Genomic DNA, 17,502 nt, shown 5'->3' on the forward strand with positions numbered 1-17,502 from the left:
AAATCGAAGATTACCTTCACTTAAACTATTCGGAGAAAAAAGAAAAAGTGAGAAAATTTCTCACTTTAGTCAAGATAATGAATCAAATTCTTTTCTGTAAGAATATCTGAATAAGTAAAGGATTCAACGTAAACATTAGCTTGTTTATCTCCTTCAACGTTCCCAAATTCAACGATAAATAGGGACGGATAAACCTCAATTAGCTTACCCAATCTATTTTTTTGGCGCTTACGACCATTCTCCAAAGTCATTTCTACGACTTGTCCCTCATGTGCCTTGATTTCTTCTTTGATTTTTTTCATCTTGGCTACATCTGTAAATGCATCTGACATCTTATGCCTCCCTCTTTGAGATACTTGAAAATTTATTGTATTCTTTTTGGAAAATTAATTCCACCGTTCCACGAGCTCCACTACGGTTTTTCTCGATAATAACTTCTACCTTATTATTCGGTATGCCTTCCTCTTCTTCACCACCACGCTCATAGTAATCGTCGCGATAAAGAAAGGCTACGATATCAGCGTCCTGCTCAATAGACCCAGATTCACGAATATCAGACAAGACCGGTCTCTTATCCTGACGTTGTTCTACCCCACGAGAAAGCTGACTAAGAGCGATTACTGGTACCTTCAGTTCTTTTGCTAGGATTTTCAACTGACGTGAAATTTCTGAAACTTCTTGTTGGCGGTTTTCTCGCCCAGTTCCCGTGATAAGCTGCAAATAGTCTATCAAAATCAAACCAAGATTTCCAGTTTCTTGAGCCAATTTACGAGAACGAGAACGAATCTCTGTAATCCGAATCCCTGGTGTATCATCGATATAGATACTTGCATTCGCTAGATTCCCTTGAGCAATAGTGTACTTTTGCCATTCCTCATCGGTCAATTGACCCGTACGGATAGAATGCGATTCTACCAAACCTTCTGCCGCTAACATACGATCCACTAGACTTTCCGCACCCATTTCGAGTGAAAAAATAGCAACTGTTTTGTCCAACTTAGTCCCAATATTCTGAGCAATATTCAAGGCAAAGGCTGTCTTACCAACCGCCGGACGGGCTGCTAGGATAATCAACTCCTCCTCATGAAGTCCAGTCGTCATATGATCCAAGTCACGATAGCCCGTCGCAATACCTGTAATATCGGTCGTTTGTTGCGAACGAGCTTCCAGATTCCCAAAGTTGACATTCAACACATCTCGAATGTTCTTAAATCCACTTCGATTAGCATTTTCGCTGACATCAATCAGGCCTTTTTCTGCCTGAGCAATGATTTCATCAGCTGGTTGCGAAGCCTCGTAAGCTTGATTGACAGACTCTGTCAACTTGGAGATTAATCGACGTAGAATGGCCTTCTCTGCAACAATCTTAGCATAATACTCCGCATTAGCAGAAGTTGGCACAGAATTGACAATCTCAACCAGGTAAGACAAGCCACCAATATTCTGCAAATCGCCTTGATTATCAAGAATAGTACGAACCGTTGTTGCATCTATGGCATCGCCACGATCGGATAAATCGACCATAGCTTGGAAAATCAAACGATGGGCATACTTAAAAAAGTCCCGAGACTCAATATATTCTCGCACAAAAACAAGCTTACTCTCGTCAATAAAGATAGCCCCTAAAACGGATTGCTCAGCTAAGATATCTTGAGGTTGTACTCGTAACTCTTCTACTTCTGCCATCAGACTTCCCTTCCTTTTACAATCTTGTCAAGAAAGTGTAAATTTACCCTTCTTTCACACGAAGATTGATCACACTTGTGATATCTTGATAGATTTTCACTGGTACATCAATCAAACCAACTGCTCTAATCGGAGCTTGTACTTGGATATGACGTTTATCAATCTTAATTCCAAATTGCTTTTGCAATTCTTCTGCAATCTTCTTATTCGTAATTGAACCAAAAGTACGGCCATCTGGACCAACTTTTTCAACAAATTCTACAACAGTCTCTTCTGCTTCAAGTTGGGCTTTAATTGCTTTTGCTTCTGCAATCATCTCAGCGTGAGCTTTTTCTTCAGATTTTTGTTTACCACGAAGCTCACCTACCGCTTGAGCAGTCGCTTCTTTGGCTAGATTCTTTTTGATAAGAAAGTTTTGTGCATACCCTGTTGGTACTTCCTTAATTTCGCCTTTTTTACCTTTTCCTTTGACATCTGCTAAAAAGATTACTTTCATTCTTCTTTCTCCTTTTCCTTTATTTCATTTAATACAATTTCTGTCAGTTTTTCACCTGCTTCTGACAAGGTTAAATCTTTAATTTGAGCTGCTGCCAAATTAAAGTGGCCTCCACCTCCCAGCTCTTCCATAATCCGTTGTACATTCAGCTTACTACGACTCCGAGCTGAGATAGATATAAAGCCTTGTGTATTTTTCGCAAGAACAAAACTCGCTTCAATACCTGACATAGCTAACATGGCATCTGCTGCCTTACTAATAACAACTGTATCGTAGCATTTCGAGTCCTTAGCCTCTGCTATCAGTACATCTAAACCTAATTTACGCCCCTGTAAAATCAGTTCATTGACCTCACGATATTCTTCAAAATCTGTCGCAGCGATTTCTTGGATAGCAATACTATCACTTCCTCTCGTTCTGAGATAGCTAGCAACATCAAATGTCCGACTAGTCACTCGTGAGGTGAAATTTTTAGTATCCAACATCATACCAGCCATCAAAACACTGGCCTGCATACGACTCAAACGATTTTTCTTAGAATTCTGGAACTGAATCAATTCCGTCACCAACTCACTGGCACTGCTTGCACCACTTTCGATATAAGTGATAACTGCATTGTCTGGGAAATCCTGATCTCTTCTGTGGTGGTCAATAACGATGGTCTGTGTAAACAAATCATAAAATTCTTTCGATAAAGTTAGAGCTGTCTTTGAATGGTCAACAAGAATCAACAAAGAACGATTGGTCACCAAACCCATTGCATCCTTAACAGACAACAACTTCGTAACTCCTTCTTTTTCTAAGAATGAAACAGCTCGTTCAATATCCGGAGACATTTGTTCTTCATCGTAAAGAGCATAGCTATTTTGAGTCACATTGCTGGCAAATAACTGCATACCTACAGCAGAACCCAAAGCATCCATATCAAGGTTTTTGTGACCAACTACAAAAACCTGATCTACACTTCTAATTTTATCTGAAATAGCTGTCATCATAGCGCGCGTACGTGTCCTTGTACGCTTGATTGACGCCGCAGATCCACCACCAAAATAAACGGGATTTTTCGTTTCGTCATTCTCCTTGACAACCACCTGGTCGCCACCACGCACTTCAGCCAAGTTCAAGTTGAGCAATGCAACTTTCCCTATCTCATCATGATTTCCATCACCATAAGAAAATCCCATACTTAAGGTCAAGGGCAACTGTCTCTGTTTCGACTCTTCTCTGAAAGAATCAATAACAGAAAATTTATCATTCATCAATCCCTCAAGCACCGTGTAGTCCGTAAATAGATAAAAGCGATCCATACTCACTCGACGGGAGAACATGGCATGTTTCCCAGCAAATTCTGAAACAAAATTGGCTACAAAACTATTGATATGACTGATATCAGACTCCGATGTTTCATCTTCTAAGTCATCATAGTTGTCAACGGAAACGATCCCAATCACAGGTCGACTCGTTACTAACTCAACAGTCGCTTCGTATTCTCCAGACACATCAAAGAAGTAAAGAACTCCAGACACCTTGTCCATATGAACCGAATAGCGGGTCTCACCCAAGGTAGCATAAGAACCTGGATTTCCTACCGATGCCTTGATAATTGTTTGAATTAATGCCACATCAATCTCGCCCACTTCATTAGTCAAAATCAATTCAGCATAAGGATTAAACCATTCAACTTCACCTGACGACAAGTCTAATTTAATAACTCCGACAGGCATCTGTTCTAACAAGGTTGTCAAACTTTCTTCAGCTTGGTGGTTTACATACTGGATTTGTTCTACTTCACTCCTTGAGTAGTAGTCTCTCTGATGGATGAATAGTAAAATATATGAACCCAAAATAAGTAGCAAAAGAAATAGCGTTACCAGTGTATTCGTTACAAAAACAAGTTGCACAGATAGCACTCCGAACGCCACTATTCCTAATATTAAGGGGAAAATAGGACTTACATAAAATTTTTTCATTCCAAACCTCTTGGCACCCATTATACCATAATAACCACCAAAAAGCGACTTTTTAAAAGTGTAATCAGTAATTCTATCAATTATAAGAAAAAGGAAGGTTTACAATTCAGTAAACCTTCCTTTACACATATTGAAATTAAGATTCTTTAACTTCTAACAAACCAATTTCGCCATCCTCACGACGATAAATCACATTGGTTGTCTGATCTTCAACATCCACATAGATAAAGAAATCATGTCCCAACAAATCCATCTGTAGAATAGCTTCTTCCAAATCCATTGGTTTTAAATCAATTTGTTTTGAACGAACAACTCTAGACTGGACAACATTTGGATCTTCCACCAAAGCATCTGTAAATAATTGACTAGTTGCTACCTTGTTTTTATTTTTACGCTCGATTTTTGTTTTATTTTTACGAATCTGACGTTCAATTTTATCGGTTACAAGGTCAATTGAACCATACATATCTTGAGACACATCTTCTGCACGAAGAGTAATTGATCCAAGTGGAATCGTTACCTCCACTTTAGCAGTTTTTTCACGATACACCTTCAAGTTAACTCGAGCATCCAACTCTTGTTCAGCTTGAAAATACTTTTCGATCTTTTCGAGTTTAGAAACTACATAATCACGAATTGCTTCTGTTACTTCTAGGTTTTCACCACGGATACTATATTTAATCATATGAGTACCTTCTTTCTAAACATTTTTGTTTTTCTGATTTCATTATAACGCTTTCATTTTATTTTTGCAAATTTTTTCCTCATCTTACAAGGGAAAATGTTTTCACATCCTCAGCACCCGCTTCTTCCAACAGTCTCTTCACACGATTTATAGTTGTTCCAGTAGTATAAATATCATCTATAAGTAGGATTTTTTTAGGAATAGTGACTCCACTTTTGACAAAGAAAGGAAGTTCTGTTGCCAAACGCTCTGAGCGACTTTTAGAAGAACTAGCTCGCTCTTCTCTCTTTTCTAATAAATCCAGATACGCAAAGCCTGCTGCATCAACTAAACCTTCAACCTGATTAAATCCTCTGTTAGCATATCTCTCCTTACTTAATGGAATAACTACAAATTGGTACTCTTTGTATTCTTTTAACTCCTCACTTAAAAATGAAGCGAACACTTTTCTTAAAAGGAAGTCTCCATCAAACTTATACCGACTGAAAAAATCCTTCATAGCTTGATTGTAAGTAAAAATCGCTCTATGACTGACCTCAACTCCTTCTTTACACCAAAATTGACAATCTTGACACTTTGTTGACAATCCTATTTTCATACAGTTTGGACAGTTCTCTTCTCCAATCCTCTCAAAAGTAGAGTCACAGTCTGAACAAAGACAGGAGACATCATTCTTCAGAAGTAAAAGACTACTGAAAGTTAAAACAGCCTCCATAGTCTGCCCACATAATAAACACTTCATAGACCCGCCTCCTTATTCATCTGTTGAATTTCCTTAATTGCCTTTTTGATTGAAGCATTTAACCCGTCATGGAAGAAAAGCAAATCTCCTGTCGGTCTATCCATGCTTCGTCCAACTCGTCCACCAATCTGAATCAAACTAGACTTGGTAAACAGACGATGATTGGCCTCTACTACGAAAACGTCCACACAAGGGAAAGTGACTCCACGCTCCAATATCGTCGTACTGATAAGTATTGTCAGTTCTCCATCTCGAAATGCTTGTACCTGCTCTAATCTATCCTCTGTTACAGAAGATACAAAACCAATTTTCTCATTTGGAAATTGCTCCTGTAAGATTTCTTTTAACTGCTCCCCTTTTTTAATTTCTGATGCAAAAATGAGTAACGGATAAGCTGTCTTTCTCTGCGTCTCGATATAAAACTTTAATTTTGGTGACAAACGATTCCTATCTAAGTAGCGATTAAAATCAGATAACCAAACTGGTTTTGGAATAATCAACGGATTTCCATGAAATCGTCTAGGCAAACTCAATCGTTTCAATTCTCCTAAACGGACTTTCCTATCTAACTCATCTGTCGAAGTCGCTGTTAAAAAGATTCTCAATCCATTCTCCTTTACACTATTCTTGACAGCATGGTAAAGCGTGGGGTTGTCAACATAAGGAAAGGCATCTACTTCATCCACTATCAGTAAATCAAAAGCTTGATAAAATTTTAATAACTGATGGGTTGTCGCAACAACTAGTGGTGTTCTAAAATAAGGTTCCGATTCTCCATGTAGGAGGGCTATCTCACAAGCAAAATCCTTTTGCAGGCGTTTATACAGCTCCAAACAAACATCTATGCGAGGACTGGCCAAACACACTGCACCACCCCTATTAATCACCTTAGCCACAACTTGATAAATCATTTCTGTCTTTCCAGCCCCTGTCACCGCATGTACCAAGGTTGGCTCTTGCTTGTCTACTGCTTGAATCAGTCCCTCTGACACCTTCTCTTGAAAAGGAGTTAATTGACCACGCCATTTAAGAACATCTTGCTTCGGAAAATCCTCCTGCGGAAAATAGTATAAAGCTTGATCACTCCTGACTCGCTTCATCAGTAAACACTCCCTACAATAGTAAGCACCGATGGGCAAATACCATTCCTCTAGAATAATACTATTACAACGTTGACAGAAAAGTTTCCCCTTCTCCTTTCTCATTGCTGGAAGTTTCTCCGCCAACTGACGTTCCTCTTCTGTTAATTCATTCTCCGTAAACAAACGACCGAGATAATTAGGATTTACTTTCATACTTCTTTATTCGTAAAAACCTAGCGCTTTAGATGATTTTTTAGTACAATTAAATCATGGAATTTAGAACAATTAAAGAGGACGGACAAGTCCAAGAAGAAATCAAAAAATCCCACTTTATCTGTCATGCCAAGCGTGTTTATAGCGAAGAAGAGGCTCGTGACTTCATTACCACCATCAAAAAAGAACACTACAAAGCGACGCATAACTGCTCGGCCTTTATCATTGGGGAACGTAGTGAAATCAAACGTACAAGTGATGATGGTGAGCCTAGTGGTACTGCTGGCGTTCCCATGCTTGGAGTACTAGAAAATCACAATCTCACCAATGTCTGTGTAGTCGTGACACGCTACTTTGGTGGCATTAAGCTAGGCGCTGGAGGATTGATTCGTGCTTACGCAGGCAGTGTTGCCTTAGCTGTCAAGGAAATTGGCATCATTGAAATAAAGGAACAAGCTGGCATTGCTATTCAAATGTCTTACGCTCAGTATCAAGAGTACAGTAACTTCCTTAAAGAACATAATCTCATGGAGCTGGATACAAACTTTACAGATCAAGTCGATACGATGATTTATGTTGATAAAGAAGAAAAAGAAAATATTAAAGCTTCACTTGTGGAATTTTTTAATGGAAAAGTTACTTTAACTGATCAAGGTTTACGCGAAGTTGAAGTTCCTGTAAACTTACTGTAAATGATTGATAATAAAGTGTTTCATTAACATTCTCACAGCTACTTTAATTAGCAACATAAAAAGGTGCTTACCAAGACTTACTAGAAAATGAAGCAATTCAAAAAGAAAACGGATAGCGTTCTCCTTTACACCTATTTACTAGAATTAGCTTATCACAATCGCTTGAAAATTAATGGCTTAGACCTGTGATATAAAAAAATCCTATCACTTCGATAGGATTTCTATATTTTACAAATGGTATAGATAGCGTTATACTAGAAATATCTTATACAAAGAGGTATTCATATGTCTATTTATAACAACATTACTGAACTAATCGGTCAAACTCCGATTGTTAAACTCAACAACATCGTGCCAGAAGGTGCTGCAGATGTCTATGTAAAACTTGAAGCATTTAACCCTGGTTCTTCTGTAAAAGACCGTATTGCTCTTAGCATGATTGAAAAAGCTGAACAAGACGGTATTCTGAAACCTGGTTCTACTATTGTTGAAGCAACAAGTGGAAACACTGGTATTGGACTTTCATGGGTAGGGGCTGCTAAAGGGTATAAAGTTGTTATCGTTATGCCTGAAACTATGAGTGTGGAACGACGTAAGATTATCCAAGCCTATGGTGCTGAACTCGTCCTTACTCCTGGTAGCGAAGGAATGAAAGGTGCTATTGCTAAGGCTCAAGAAATCGCTGCTGAACGTGATGGTTTCCTTCCTCTTCAATTTGACAACCCAGCAAATCCAGAAGTACACGAAAGAACAACAGGAGCTGAAATACTAGCTGCTTTCGGTAAAGATGGACTAGATGCCTTTGTTGCTGGAGTGGGTACCGGTGGAACGATTTCTGGTGTTTCTCATGCACTCAAATCAGCAAATTCTAACATTCAAGTTTTTGCAGTGGAAGCTGATGAATCTGCTATTCTATCTGGTGAAAAACCTGGTCCTCACAAAATTCAAGGTATATCAGCTGGATTTATTCCTGATACACTTGATACTAAAGCCTATGATGGTATCGTTCGTGTAACATCAGATGATGCTCTTGCACTCGGACGTGAAATTGGTGGAAAAGAAGGCTTCCTTGTAGGGATTTCCTCAGCTGCAGCTATCTACGGAGCCATCGAGGTTGCCAAAAAATTAGGCACAGGTAAAAAAGTCCTTGCTCTAGCACCAGATAACGGTGAACGTTATCTCTCTACAGCACTCTATGAATTTGAAGTTTAGTCTCCTAAATACAATTGGCCCTTATTATAGGGCCTTTTATTTTTACCTTGAAAATAGGAAGCTCTCCCTATAGGGATCGACTGCATAGAAAAAAGGAAGCAAATTTACTTCCTTTCTATAATTAGTTATTCAAGGCTGCTGCCATTGTAGCTGCAACTTCAGCTTCAAAGTCGTTTGCAGCTTTCTCAATACCTTCACCAACTTCAAAGCGAGCGAACTCAACTACTGAAGCGTTAACTGATTCAAGGTATGCTTCAACTGTCTTGCTGTCATCCATGATGTATACTTGTGCAAGAAGTGTGTAAGCTTGGTCAACTTTAGTGTTGTCAAGCATGAAGCGATCCATTTTACCTGGGATAATTTTGTCCCAGATTTTTTCTGGTTTGCCTTCTGCAGCCAATTCAGCTTTGATATCAGCTTCAGCTTGAGCAATCACTTCATCAGTCAATTGAGATTTTGATCCATACTTCAAGTGTGGAAGAGCTGGTTTGTTAACCATTGCACGGCTTTCGTTATCTTGGTCGATAACGTGGTTCAATTGTGCCAACTCATCTTTAACGAATTGTTCATCCAATTCTTTGTATGAAAGAACTGTTGGTTTCATCGCTGCGATGTGCATTGACAATTGTTTAGCAAGTGCTTCGTCTCCACCTTCAACAACTGAAATAACACCGATACGTCCACCGTTATGTTGGTATGCTCCAAAGTGTTGTGCGTCTGTTTTTTCAATCAATGCAAAGCGACGGAATGAGATTTTTTCTCCGATAGTTGCTGTTGCAGATACGTATGCAGCTTCAAGAGTTTCACCTGAAGGCATTGTCAAAGCAAGAGCTTCTTCATTGTTAGCAGGTTTTCCTTCAGCAATAACTTTAGCTGTGGTATTTACCAATTCAACGAATTGAGCGTTTTTCGCAACGAAGTCAGTTTCAGCGTTTACTTCAATAACTGCTGCAACATTACCATTAACATAAACACCAGTCAAACCTTCTGCAGCAACACGGTCAGCCTTCTTAGCTGCCTTAGCCATACCTTTTTCACGAAGCAATTCAATCGCTTTTTCGATGTCACCGTCTGTTTCTACAAGCGCTTTTTTAGCGTCCATAACTCCGGCACCAGATTTTTCACGCAACTCTTTTACAAGTTTAGCTGTAATTTCTGCCATTTTGATTCTCCTATATTTTTTAAAAATAGGAGAGCCGGGCTAAGCCCCGCCCTCCTAGGTAATTACTAATTATATGAATTAAGCGTTGTCGCCTTCTACAACTTCAACGATTTCTTCGATTGAATCTGCTTGAGCTTCTGAAGCTGCAAATTCTGCTTCAACTGCTGCATCTTCACCTTGACGTCCTTCGATGATAGCATCAGCCAATTTAGCTGTGATCAATTTAACAGCGCGGATAGCATCATCGTTAGCTGGGATGATTACATCAATATCATCTGGATCAGTGTTTGTGTCAACCATCGCTACAACTGGGATTCCCAATTTCTTAGCTTCTTTAACAGCGATTTGCTCTTTATGTGGGTCAACTACGTACATAACATCTGGGATACGAGGCATATCTTCGATACCACCCAAGAATTTTTCAAGACGTGCACGTTGTTTGTTAAGAAGTGCAACTTCTTTCTTAGGAAGAACTTCGAAAGTTCCATCTTCTTCCATACGTTTGATTTCTTTCAAACGAGCGATACGTTTTTGGATTGTTCCCCAGTTTGTAAGAGTTCCACCCAACCAACGGTGGTTGATGAAGTATTGACCTGAACGTACTGCTTCTTCAGCAACTGCATCAGCCGCTTGCTTCTTAGTACCAACAAACAATACAACTGCATCGTTAGCTGCTGCATCACGCATGAAATCGTAAGCTTGGTCAGCGTATTTTACAGTTTGTTGCAAGTCGATAACGTGAATTCCGTTACGCTCAGTAAAGATGTACTTAGCCATCTTAGGGTTCCAGCGACGAGTTTGGTGACCAAAGTGTACACCAGCCTCAAGAAGTTGTTTCATTGAAATTACTGCCATGAGTATTTCTCCTTTTTGTTTTTTTCCTCTTCTTGACTTCAACTCGCAAAACGACCCAAGGGCAACTGCTTCACAATTCATCAAGAATGAGTATTATCGTTCACACGACAATTTTCATTTTACCATACTTTTCCAATATTTTCAAGCTATTTTGATATAATTTTTAATAGAGATTATCACGGTAAAACCTGAAAAGAGGGCTCTATTCGAGTCCCTCTGTAAATTAATCTGCATAAATATATGTAACAAAACCTTCAGAAGTTGTTGTTGGGTTGAACCATCCACGGTGATTTCCAATTGTACGATTACCTGCATAATTTGATTCTGATACTTGAATACTTGTTGATGATGAAACAGCTGTAACTACTGCTACGTGTCCATATCCACCATCATTCCAACATGCAATCGCACCAACTTGAGGTGTTGAACCTGTACGGAATCCTGCAGCAGCTGCGCTTGTAGCCCACTGTGCTCCATTACCCCAATAGTCTCCAGCCCAAGGTGCTAATGTTTTAACTCCCCATGTACATTCTCCAATTGGATAACTTGAAGCATTTGTACTGTATGTTGGACGAACTTTTGCACGGACAGGTGCTGCTGCAGATTCAGATACTGCTTGCACTTGAGCTGTTAAGTTAGTGTTTGCTGAAGCAAGTACTGATTGTTGTTGGCTAGCTTGTTTTTCTTTATAAGCTGTCTCTGCCGCTGCTGCTGCTTTTGCTGCCGCTTCTGCTTCTGCTTTTTTCTCTAGCAAACTTGCTTTTTCATCTTCTGCTGTCGCTTTTTCAGCAGCAAGATTTAATTCTGCAGCCTTCAACTCAGCCTGTTTCGTTGTTAGAGCTTGTGCATCATCAGACAACTTCTGTTGATTTGCAATAACTGTATTAATTGCGTCATTGTTTGCCACTTGCTTCTCAGAAATTGATTTTTTATCTGCTTTTTGTTGTTCCAACATTTTGTTGTTAGCAGATACGATTTCATTCATTGCTGCAACACGTGAAATAGCTTCTGTAATTGATTTTGAGTTTACAATTGTATTGATGTAGCTAGTTGCAGCTCCATTTGTTTGAGCACTACGAGCCTGTTTTTCCAAAGAATCATTGCGAGATACAATGTTTTTAGAAAGTTCTGTAATCTCATTCTCAAGTTTTTTAGATTCTGCTTGTAATCTATCATTTTCAGCCTGCAAGTTAGATTGCTCAGTTTGAATAGCTGATACTTGCTCCTGAATTTGGTCAACTTGTTTTTGGGCTTCTTGTTGTTGTGCTGTTAAGTTACTAATTTTATTATCTTGAGCAGCAATTTTGTCATCAGTCGTTTCTGCATGCGCAGTTGTTAAAACAGCTACTTGAGAAACCATTACTGTACTTAATAAAAGTGACGCTAAGATTTTTTTCTTCATATTACGTAGATACTCCTTCTTTTAAAGACAATACTAGTATACCAAAAAAAGGCCTAATGAATATTACGCCTTTGTTACATTTTTGTTTCTTTCTTATAGATAATATCTTTCAAAAATAAACTGAAAAATAAGCATCCACACAAGATTTAAAATCATGGATGGTACTAGGCTATAAACGATAAAAATCGGCAGACTATCTAGAGTTAAACCTACCGCTAATGCAAAGAGATAAGCTCCCATATCAAATAGAAAACTCATAACAATCATAGCCAAGATTCTTGTCCAACGATTCAATAAAATAACACTATTCAATTTATGAAGAAAGGCTCCCAATAAGATAAATAAGAGAGTTGCAATCCCTATTAGATGGAAAAAGTAAACATCGTAAACCAAACCTATCACAAAACAATAGACTAGGTAGAGATACTCTGATACTTCTATCGTCTCAAATAATAGAAATAGAAAAAGAAAATGACTAGCCAAATGTACATGGGGGAAAAATGAGCCCAGAAGCTGGCTAATATGGGCGTCAATTAGAACAAAGAAAGGAAGCAATAAAAACACTCCAACCCGCTTCAACTGTCTCATTATGAATTCCCCACTAATTCTATCACATCTACATTATGAGTATCTGCACTCAATTTAACAGTTACTTCTCGTGTCAAATAGTCTGTACTATGCGTTGTGGCAACCACTTCACCAACAGGAATATCCGCAACGTTAAAGTTTCCTAATCCACCCGTTGTCACCTTATCGCCTGTACTAATATCGCTATTGCTATTTAATTGGCTAATTTTAAGAACTTCATTTTCCTTGTCGTAGCCAACAATAATTCCATAAATTGTGGTAGTGCCGTGTTGAATTTTAACAGAAATCTTATCAGCATTTTCCGTATTTGTCAGAAGGTTGACTATAGTAGAGTTCTCCTCTACTTTTGAAACACTCCCAATCAAGCCACCATTTGCAATAGCTAACATGTTCTCAGAAGCCCCTTTTGATTTACCTACATCTAAGGTCAATTCCTGCTTCCAAGATACCGGAGAACGCATAATAACATCTGCTGCCAAAGTCTTTGTAGCTTGCAACTTGGACTTCATACCAAGCAATTGACGCAATTGTTCATTTTCTGTCTTTAAACTTTCCGCCTCATTTGATTTAACTTCTAACTGGTAAATCTGTTTCTTCAAACTTTCATTTTCATTATATGTTCGTGTCAAATGAGCCAAATCTGATTTGACAGAATCAAACCACCGAAAAGGTTTTTGCACAACTTTATCAACCAATGAGATTCCATCTCCTAATTTTGTCACAATTGTACTTGAATAAGTCGTCGCTAAGAGAGCTGACACAAGCAGAACAGTGACAAAAACAATAATGACATATTTTGATTTTTTAAAACGGTTCATATCCCTACCTTTATATCAAAAACTGTTACAGTAACTTTTTATCAATTCCTGAAAGCTACTAAGATTTTAAGAAAAATAAGCAACAACCAAGTACGATAATAACAAGAATGGTCAGCGTATCCTTTCGAGTCCATTTCAATTGTCTGTATTGACTTCTGCCTTTTCCACCCTGATAACCACGCGCTTCCATGGCGATAGCCAAGGAATCCGCACGTTTTAAACTTGTCGCAAAAAGAGGAATCAAAATGGGAATCATAGCCTTCACCTTTTGAACAATACTTCCTTCTCCAAAATCCACTCCACGCGCTTTCTGTGCATTCATAATCCGCGTCGTATCATCCATCAAGGTTGGAACAAAACGCAAACTCATAGACAGCATCAAACCGATTTCATGAACTGGAACTTTCACACGCTTTAAAGGCGCTAACAAAGCTTCGACAGCTGATGCCAAACTTAAGGGCATGGTCGTTAAGGTTAACAAAGTGGAAAAGAAAATAATCAATACAAAGCGACAAAAAATAATCCCAGCTTGTTGCAAAGCATAATCTGTGATTCTCACAAACGAAAACTCAAATAAAACATTCCCATTAGAAATGAAAAACAGTTGAAAAATAGTTGTGAAGGCAATCAAGAAAAACATAGACTTCAAGCCCTGAATAAAAAATGAAAGAGATACTCCTGACAAGGCAATAAATATCCCTGTCGCTATAAAAAGAATTAGATTCGTCAAGGGATTATTAGCCAAAAAAACAATCAAAATCAGTAGCATCATAGCCAGTAATTTGCTACGTGGATCCAATCGGTGAACAATCGAATCCCCTGGGATATAACGCCCCAAAATCATACTATCCATTTAGCGACTCCTTGAACTCCTCTATCTTAATCGGTAATCGTTTAAATGACACGCCTCTATCAGCCAATCGTTTACAAAAGGCTGTAATTTTAGGTACTCCCAACTGCACTTCTTCCATAAAGACAACATCTTGAAAGACATCACTTGGTTTACCACCCTTAACTAAACGTCCCTTTTCCATCACATAGACTTGATTTGCATATTCAGCAACATCATCCATCAAATGCGTTACCAAGACAATGGTCATCCCTGACTGGTGGAGTTTTTTGAACAAATTCATCAGCTCTTTTCTTCCCAGGGGATCTAGGCCTGCTGTGGGCTCATCTAATACTAATATGGCTGGTTCCATGGCAAGTATGCCTGCAATGGCGACACGTCTCATTTGTCCACCTGATAGCTCAAACGGACTGCGATCAAAAAGTGATTCATCAATTCCAACCAGAGCCAGTTTTTCACGCGCAGTCTGCTCCGCATCTTCTTCAGAAACTCCAAAATTTTGCGGTCCAAAAGCAACGTCTTTCAAAACCGTTTCTTCAAAAATCTGATTTTCAGCAAACTGAAATACCAAACCAACCTGTTTTCTAATTTGACGAATGTCTTTATTTTTAGAAGTCGAAGTGATTAAGGTATCAAAGACCCGCACACTTCCTTGACTTGGCACCAATAGACCATTTAAGAGTTGTAAAATAGTTGATTTACCACTACCTGTGTGCCCAATTAAAGCCGTATAAGAACCATCTTCAATCGTCAAAGAAATATCCGACAAAGCTGTTGAGGCTAAGGGAGTCCCTTCTTGATACGTAAAACTCACATTTTCTAGAGCAATTCCCATAGTTTATCCTCTAGCTCACTTTCTGTCAAATAATTTTCAGGCAAATCATAGCCATTCTGGCTCAAAGAATGTTTTAATTGATTGGCAAAAGGATCGTCTAATCCAATTTGATCTAAATCATTTCGAGAGAAAAGTTCTCTTGGACTACTAGTTGATTCAATAGACCCTTTTTTCATGACCAATACGCGGTCACTCATGGCAACTTCTTCCAAATCATGTGTAATGGAAATGACGGTCATATCATAGTCTTTTCGAATTCCTTTTACTGTATCAATCAGTTCTCTACGCCCCTCAGGATCCAACATACTCGTTGCTTCATCTAGGATTAAAATAGCTGGTCTAAGGGCTACAACACCTGCAATGGCCACACGTTGCTTTTGACCACCTGATAGACGCGCTGGCTCTCTCTTTTTAAAGTCCAACATGCCAACCAAATCCAGAGCTTCTTCCACTCTCTTTTTCATTTCTTGACGAGAAAGTCCCTGATTTTCCAAACCAAAGGCAACATCATCTTCAACAGTCGCTCCAACAAATTGATTGTCTGGATTTTGAAAAACCATACCGATTTGACGACGTATATTCCAAACATTTTCCTCAGTCAGCCGTTGGCCATCAATTACAATCTCTCCGGATTCTGCTTCCAGTAAGCCATCAATTAAGCGAACCGTCGTTGATTTACCACTACCATTATGCCCTACAATCGAAAGCCATTCCCCACGTTTCACGTGAAACGTAATATCCTTCACATCATAGTATTCTTGACTTTCCTTATAACGAAAAGAAAGATTTTTTACATCAATTATTGATTTCATTTCGAACCAAATGTCCCTTTAAATACATAGGCACTACCCTTGAAATAATCATAGCCAGAGTAGATAGTGAAAAACAAGGCCACATAAAGTAGAACTTGACCAAGCAAAGTCCAATGTAATAGCAAGAAAATAATGGCAAACATCTGACTAAAAGTTTTAATTTTTCCAGGCATTGCTGCTGCTAAAACTGTTCCACCAGTTTCAACCAATAAAAGCCTTAAACCTGTCACAGCCAACTCACGACAGATGATCACTGCAACAATCCAAGCTGGAGCCATGCCTAGCTCAATCAACATAATAAAAGCCGACATAACTAGTAACTTATCCGCCATAGGATCTGCAAATTTACCAAAATTACTGACCACATTCCATTTACGAGCTAAATATCCGTCTAAATAGTCGGTAATACTGGCAACAGCAAAGATAATAGCTGCCACTATATGACTCTCTACCGAATTTCCTATCGTTAAAATAAAGATAAAAATAGGTATAAAGAGAATTCGACCTATTGTTAAGAGATTGGGAATTTGTTCTTTTTTCATTCGTTTTTCCTTAATTTTTAGTAAAGGTTACAGTGATTTGTCCAGTCTGAGCTGTTAATTTCGATAAATCAACAGTCTGATTATCTACTGTCAAAGCAACACCTTTTACAACACCTAACGTAATTGTTACAGGACTTTTAGTTGCAACTGTTGCTTCTGCACTTTTCTTCTCTGGCGATAAGGTTACACCGCCCTCAAGTTCGCTTTCTGAAACGCTGACCCAACTTGTAACATCTGAAACTGCCAATTGCAATTTAACTGTTTCCTTACTTGTCTTATAAGCGATTTCTACATGATTTCCTTCGCCTGATACACTTATAGCTGATTCTATACTAGAAGAACTGCTAGATGAACTACTACTTGAGGAGCGAGGAACAGAGCTAGTTGAACTTATTGAACTTGTTGATTGAACCACACTGTAATTAGAAAGAGAAGGCCCCTCTGGTTGAGTTTGAATATAGTTCCAAACATAATAGGTCACAAAAATTAAAATCGATAAAGCAAAAAGGATAAAATAAAATAAAGGTAAAAAGGATGTTTTTTTCTTCTTTTTCTTACTTGAACGTCTACGACCTGTCAACTCATCTTCATCAACATCTACTTCCTCATAAGTAATCATACTCCCAGAATCATAAGCATCCAAAACAATTTGATCATCTAACTCAACAGCCCATGCATATTTTTTCAAGAAAGAACGCGTATAAAAAGGACTTGGAAGTTGATCGAAATCGTCTGCTTCCATTGCTTCCAACATATCTAACTGGATTTCTGTCTTTTTCTGCAATTCATCTAAACTCAATCCCTGATTGATTCTAGCTAATCGTAAAACCTCACCAATTGTTTTTTTCCTCATACTTGTC

At 38.6% G+C, this 17,502-nt stretch carries 19 protein-coding genes and 1 pseudogene; 3 read left to right on the forward strand and 17 right to left on the reverse strand.

The genetic code is table 11. From position 1 onward, the window contains the following. Positions 1-65 precede the first annotated feature (65 nt). From ADI58_RS00785 to ADI58_RS00815, 7 genes are all read right to left on the reverse strand, one after another. Positions 66-332 carry a Veg family protein gene (locus tag ADI58_RS00785; RefSeq protein ID WP_001278169.1) on the reverse strand — a complete coding sequence of 89 codons (267 nt, stop codon included), beginning with the start codon at positions 330-332 and terminating at the stop codon, positions 66-68. A gap of 1 nt (position 333) precedes the next feature. After that, positions 334-1,686, reverse strand: a complete 1,353-nt coding sequence (dnaB, locus tag ADI58_RS00790; RefSeq protein WP_049521095.1) for a replicative DNA helicase — start codon at positions 1,684-1,686, stop codon at positions 334-336. A 43-nt stretch (positions 1,687-1,729) separates the two neighbouring features. Next, entirely contained in the window at positions 1,730-2,182 is a 453-nt protein-coding gene (gene rplI / locus ADI58_RS00795) for a 50S ribosomal protein L9 (RefSeq protein ID WP_000864214.1), read from the reverse strand. After that, a complete protein-coding gene (locus ADI58_RS00800; RefSeq protein WP_049521096.1) occupies positions 2,179-4,152 on the reverse strand; it encodes a GGDEF domain-containing protein in 1,974 nt (657 codons plus the stop codon). The genes rplI and ADI58_RS00800 overlap by 4 nt, the downstream gene beginning before the upstream one ends. Positions 4,153-4,288: 136 nt before the next feature. Then, positions 4,289-4,837, reverse strand: a complete 549-nt coding sequence (gene hpf, locus ADI58_RS00805) for a ribosome hibernation-promoting factor, HPF/YfiA family (RefSeq protein WP_000599100.1) — start codon at positions 4,835-4,837, stop codon at positions 4,289-4,291. A gap of 79 nt (positions 4,838-4,916) precedes the next feature. Further along, a complete protein-coding gene (locus tag ADI58_RS00810; protein ID WP_049521097.1) occupies positions 4,917-5,579 on the reverse strand; it encodes a ComF family protein in 663 nt (220 codons plus the stop codon). Further along, positions 5,576-6,874, reverse strand: a complete 1,299-nt coding sequence (locus ADI58_RS00815) for an ATP-dependent helicase ComFA (RefSeq protein WP_049521098.1) — start codon at positions 6,872-6,874, stop codon at positions 5,576-5,578. Before ADI58_RS00815 ends, ADI58_RS00810 begins: the two co-directional genes overlap by 4 nt. A 56-nt stretch (positions 6,875-6,930) precedes the next feature. Here ADI58_RS00815 and ADI58_RS00820 point away from each other — a divergent pair, with 56 nt between their 5' ends. The 3 genes and pseudogenes from ADI58_RS00820 (at position 6,931) to cysK (ending at position 8,778) form a co-directional block, all read left to right on the forward strand. Next, positions 6,931-7,566 (forward strand): YigZ family protein, encoded by a 636-nt coding sequence (locus ADI58_RS00820; protein WP_049521099.1) that lies wholly within the window; start codon positions 6,931-6,933, stop codon positions 7,564-7,566. Positions 7,567-7,659: 93 nt separating this feature from the next. Continuing rightward, positions 7,660-7,755: pseudogene (locus ADI58_RS11685) on the forward strand (PH domain-containing protein); the annotation flags it as partial. A gap of 96 nt (positions 7,756-7,851) precedes the next feature. Next, complete coding sequence (gene cysK, locus ADI58_RS00825) at positions 7,852-8,778, forward strand: cysteine synthase A (RefSeq protein WP_049521100.1); 927 nt, start codon at positions 7,852-7,854, stop codon at positions 8,776-8,778. A gap of 121 nt (positions 8,779-8,899) precedes the next feature. Here the strand turns inward: cysK and tsf are convergent, their stop codons facing one another. The 10 genes from tsf to rodZ all read right to left on the reverse strand — a co-directional run bounded on the left by tsf (position 8,900) and on the right by rodZ (position 17,495). Next, positions 8,900-9,940, reverse strand: coding sequence for a translation elongation factor Ts (tsf, locus tag ADI58_RS00830; RefSeq protein WP_000808071.1), 1,041 nt, complete (start codon positions 9,938-9,940; stop codon positions 8,900-8,902). Between the two features lie 78 nt (positions 9,941-10,018). Beyond that, positions 10,019-10,795, reverse strand: a complete 777-nt coding sequence (rpsB, locus tag ADI58_RS00835; protein ID WP_049521101.1) for a 30S ribosomal protein S2 — start codon at positions 10,793-10,795, stop codon at positions 10,019-10,021. 223 nt (positions 10,796-11,018) lie between these two features. Beyond that, positions 11,019-12,197: a peptidoglycan hydrolase PcsB gene (gene pcsB / locus ADI58_RS00840; protein WP_049521102.1), complete on the reverse strand. Its 1,179-nt coding sequence runs from the start codon at positions 12,195-12,197 to the stop codon at positions 11,019-11,021. A gap of 93 nt (positions 12,198-12,290) precedes the next feature. Next, complete coding sequence (gene mreD, locus ADI58_RS00845; RefSeq protein WP_033678815.1) at positions 12,291-12,785, reverse strand: rod shape-determining protein MreD; 495 nt, start codon at positions 12,783-12,785, stop codon at positions 12,291-12,293. Then, on the reverse strand, positions 12,785-13,603 hold the full coding sequence (gene mreC, locus ADI58_RS00850) for a rod shape-determining protein MreC (protein ID WP_049521103.1): 819 nt from the start codon (positions 13,601-13,603) through the stop codon (positions 12,785-12,787). The genes mreD and mreC overlap by 1 nt, the downstream gene beginning before the upstream one ends. A gap of 58 nt (positions 13,604-13,661) precedes the next feature. After that, positions 13,662-14,456: an energy-coupling factor transporter transmembrane component T family protein gene (locus ADI58_RS00855; protein ID WP_049521104.1), complete on the reverse strand. Its 795-nt coding sequence runs from the start codon at positions 14,454-14,456 to the stop codon at positions 13,662-13,664. Beyond that, complete coding sequence (locus ADI58_RS00860; protein ID WP_049521105.1) at positions 14,449-15,288, reverse strand: energy-coupling factor transporter ATPase; 840 nt, start codon at positions 15,286-15,288, stop codon at positions 14,449-14,451. Before ADI58_RS00860 ends, ADI58_RS00855 begins: the two co-directional genes overlap by 8 nt. After that, entirely contained in the window at positions 15,273-16,100 is an 828-nt protein-coding gene (locus ADI58_RS00865; protein WP_049521106.1) for an energy-coupling factor ABC transporter ATP-binding protein, read from the reverse strand. Before ADI58_RS00865 ends, ADI58_RS00860 begins: the two co-directional genes overlap by 16 nt. After that, positions 16,097-16,642, reverse strand: coding sequence for a CDP-diacylglycerol--glycerol-3-phosphate 3-phosphatidyltransferase (gene pgsA, locus ADI58_RS00870; protein ID WP_049521107.1), 546 nt, complete (start codon positions 16,640-16,642; stop codon positions 16,097-16,099). Before pgsA ends, ADI58_RS00865 begins: the two co-directional genes overlap by 4 nt. 10 nt (positions 16,643-16,652) lie before the next feature. Beyond that, entirely contained in the window at positions 16,653-17,495 is an 843-nt protein-coding gene (gene rodZ, locus ADI58_RS00875; RefSeq protein WP_049521108.1) for a cytoskeleton protein RodZ, read from the reverse strand. Positions 17,496-17,502: the final 7 nt, after the last annotated feature.

The sequence above is a fragment of the Streptococcus mitis genome (assembly GCF_001074635.1).
GTDB lineage: Bacteria > Bacillota > Bacilli > Lactobacillales > Streptococcaceae > Streptococcus > Streptococcus mitis_E.

Excerpts from the sequence above, each read along its gene's own strand:
- ADI58_RS00785 (WP_001278169.1), bottom strand. The coding sequence starts at position 332 with ATGTCAGATGCATTTACAGATGTAGCCAAGATGAAAAAAATCAAAGAA.
- dnaB (WP_049521095.1), bottom strand. The coding sequence starts at position 1,686 with ATGGCAGAAGTAGAAGAGTTACGAGTACAACCTCAAGATATCTTAGCT.
- rplI (WP_000864214.1), bottom strand. The coding sequence starts at position 2,182 with ATGAAAGTAATCTTTTTAGCAGATGTCAAAGGAAAAGGTAAAAAAGGC.
- ADI58_RS00800 (WP_049521096.1), bottom strand. The coding sequence starts at position 4,152 with ATGAAAAAATTTTATGTAAGTCCTATTTTCCCCTTAATATTAGGAATA.
- hpf (WP_000599100.1), bottom strand. The coding sequence starts at position 4,837 with ATGATTAAATATAGTATCCGTGGTGAAAACCTAGAAGTAACAGAAGCA.
- ADI58_RS00810 (WP_049521097.1), bottom strand. The coding sequence starts at position 5,579 with ATGAAGTGTTTATTATGTGGGCAGACTATGGAGGCTGTTTTAACTTTC.
- ADI58_RS00815 (WP_049521098.1), bottom strand. The coding sequence starts at position 6,874 with ATGAAAGTAAATCCTAATTATCTCGGTCGTTTGTTTACGGAGAATGAA.
- ADI58_RS00820 (WP_049521099.1), top strand. The coding sequence starts at position 6,931 with ATGGAATTTAGAACAATTAAAGAGGACGGACAAGTCCAAGAAGAAATC.
- cysK (WP_049521100.1), top strand. The coding sequence starts at position 7,852 with ATGTCTATTTATAACAACATTACTGAACTAATCGGTCAAACTCCGATT.
- tsf (WP_000808071.1), bottom strand. The coding sequence starts at position 9,940 with ATGGCAGAAATTACAGCTAAACTTGTAAAAGAGTTGCGTGAAAAATCT.
- rpsB (WP_049521101.1), bottom strand. The coding sequence starts at position 10,795 with ATGGCAGTAATTTCAATGAAACAACTTCTTGAGGCTGGTGTACACTTT.
- pcsB (WP_049521102.1), bottom strand. The coding sequence starts at position 12,197 with ATGAAGAAAAAAATCTTAGCGTCACTTTTATTAAGTACAGTAATGGTT.
- mreD (WP_033678815.1), bottom strand. The coding sequence starts at position 12,785 with ATGAGACAGTTGAAGCGGGTTGGAGTGTTTTTATTGCTTCCTTTCTTT.
- mreC (WP_049521103.1), bottom strand. The coding sequence starts at position 13,603 with ATGAACCGTTTTAAAAAATCAAAATATGTCATTATTGTTTTTGTCACT.
- ADI58_RS00855 (WP_049521104.1), bottom strand. The coding sequence starts at position 14,456 with ATGGATAGTATGATTTTGGGGCGTTATATCCCAGGGGATTCGATTGTT.
- ADI58_RS00860 (WP_049521105.1), bottom strand. The coding sequence starts at position 15,288 with ATGGGAATTGCTCTAGAAAATGTGAGTTTTACGTATCAAGAAGGGACT.
- ADI58_RS00865 (WP_049521106.1), bottom strand. The coding sequence starts at position 16,100 with ATGAAATCAATAATTGATGTAAAAAATCTTTCTTTTCGTTATAAGGAA.
- pgsA (WP_049521107.1), bottom strand. The coding sequence starts at position 16,642 with ATGAAAAAAGAACAAATTCCCAATCTCTTAACAATAGGTCGAATTCTC.
- rodZ (WP_049521108.1), bottom strand. The coding sequence starts at position 17,495 with ATGAGGAAAAAAACAATTGGTGAGGTTTTACGATTAGCTAGAATCAAT.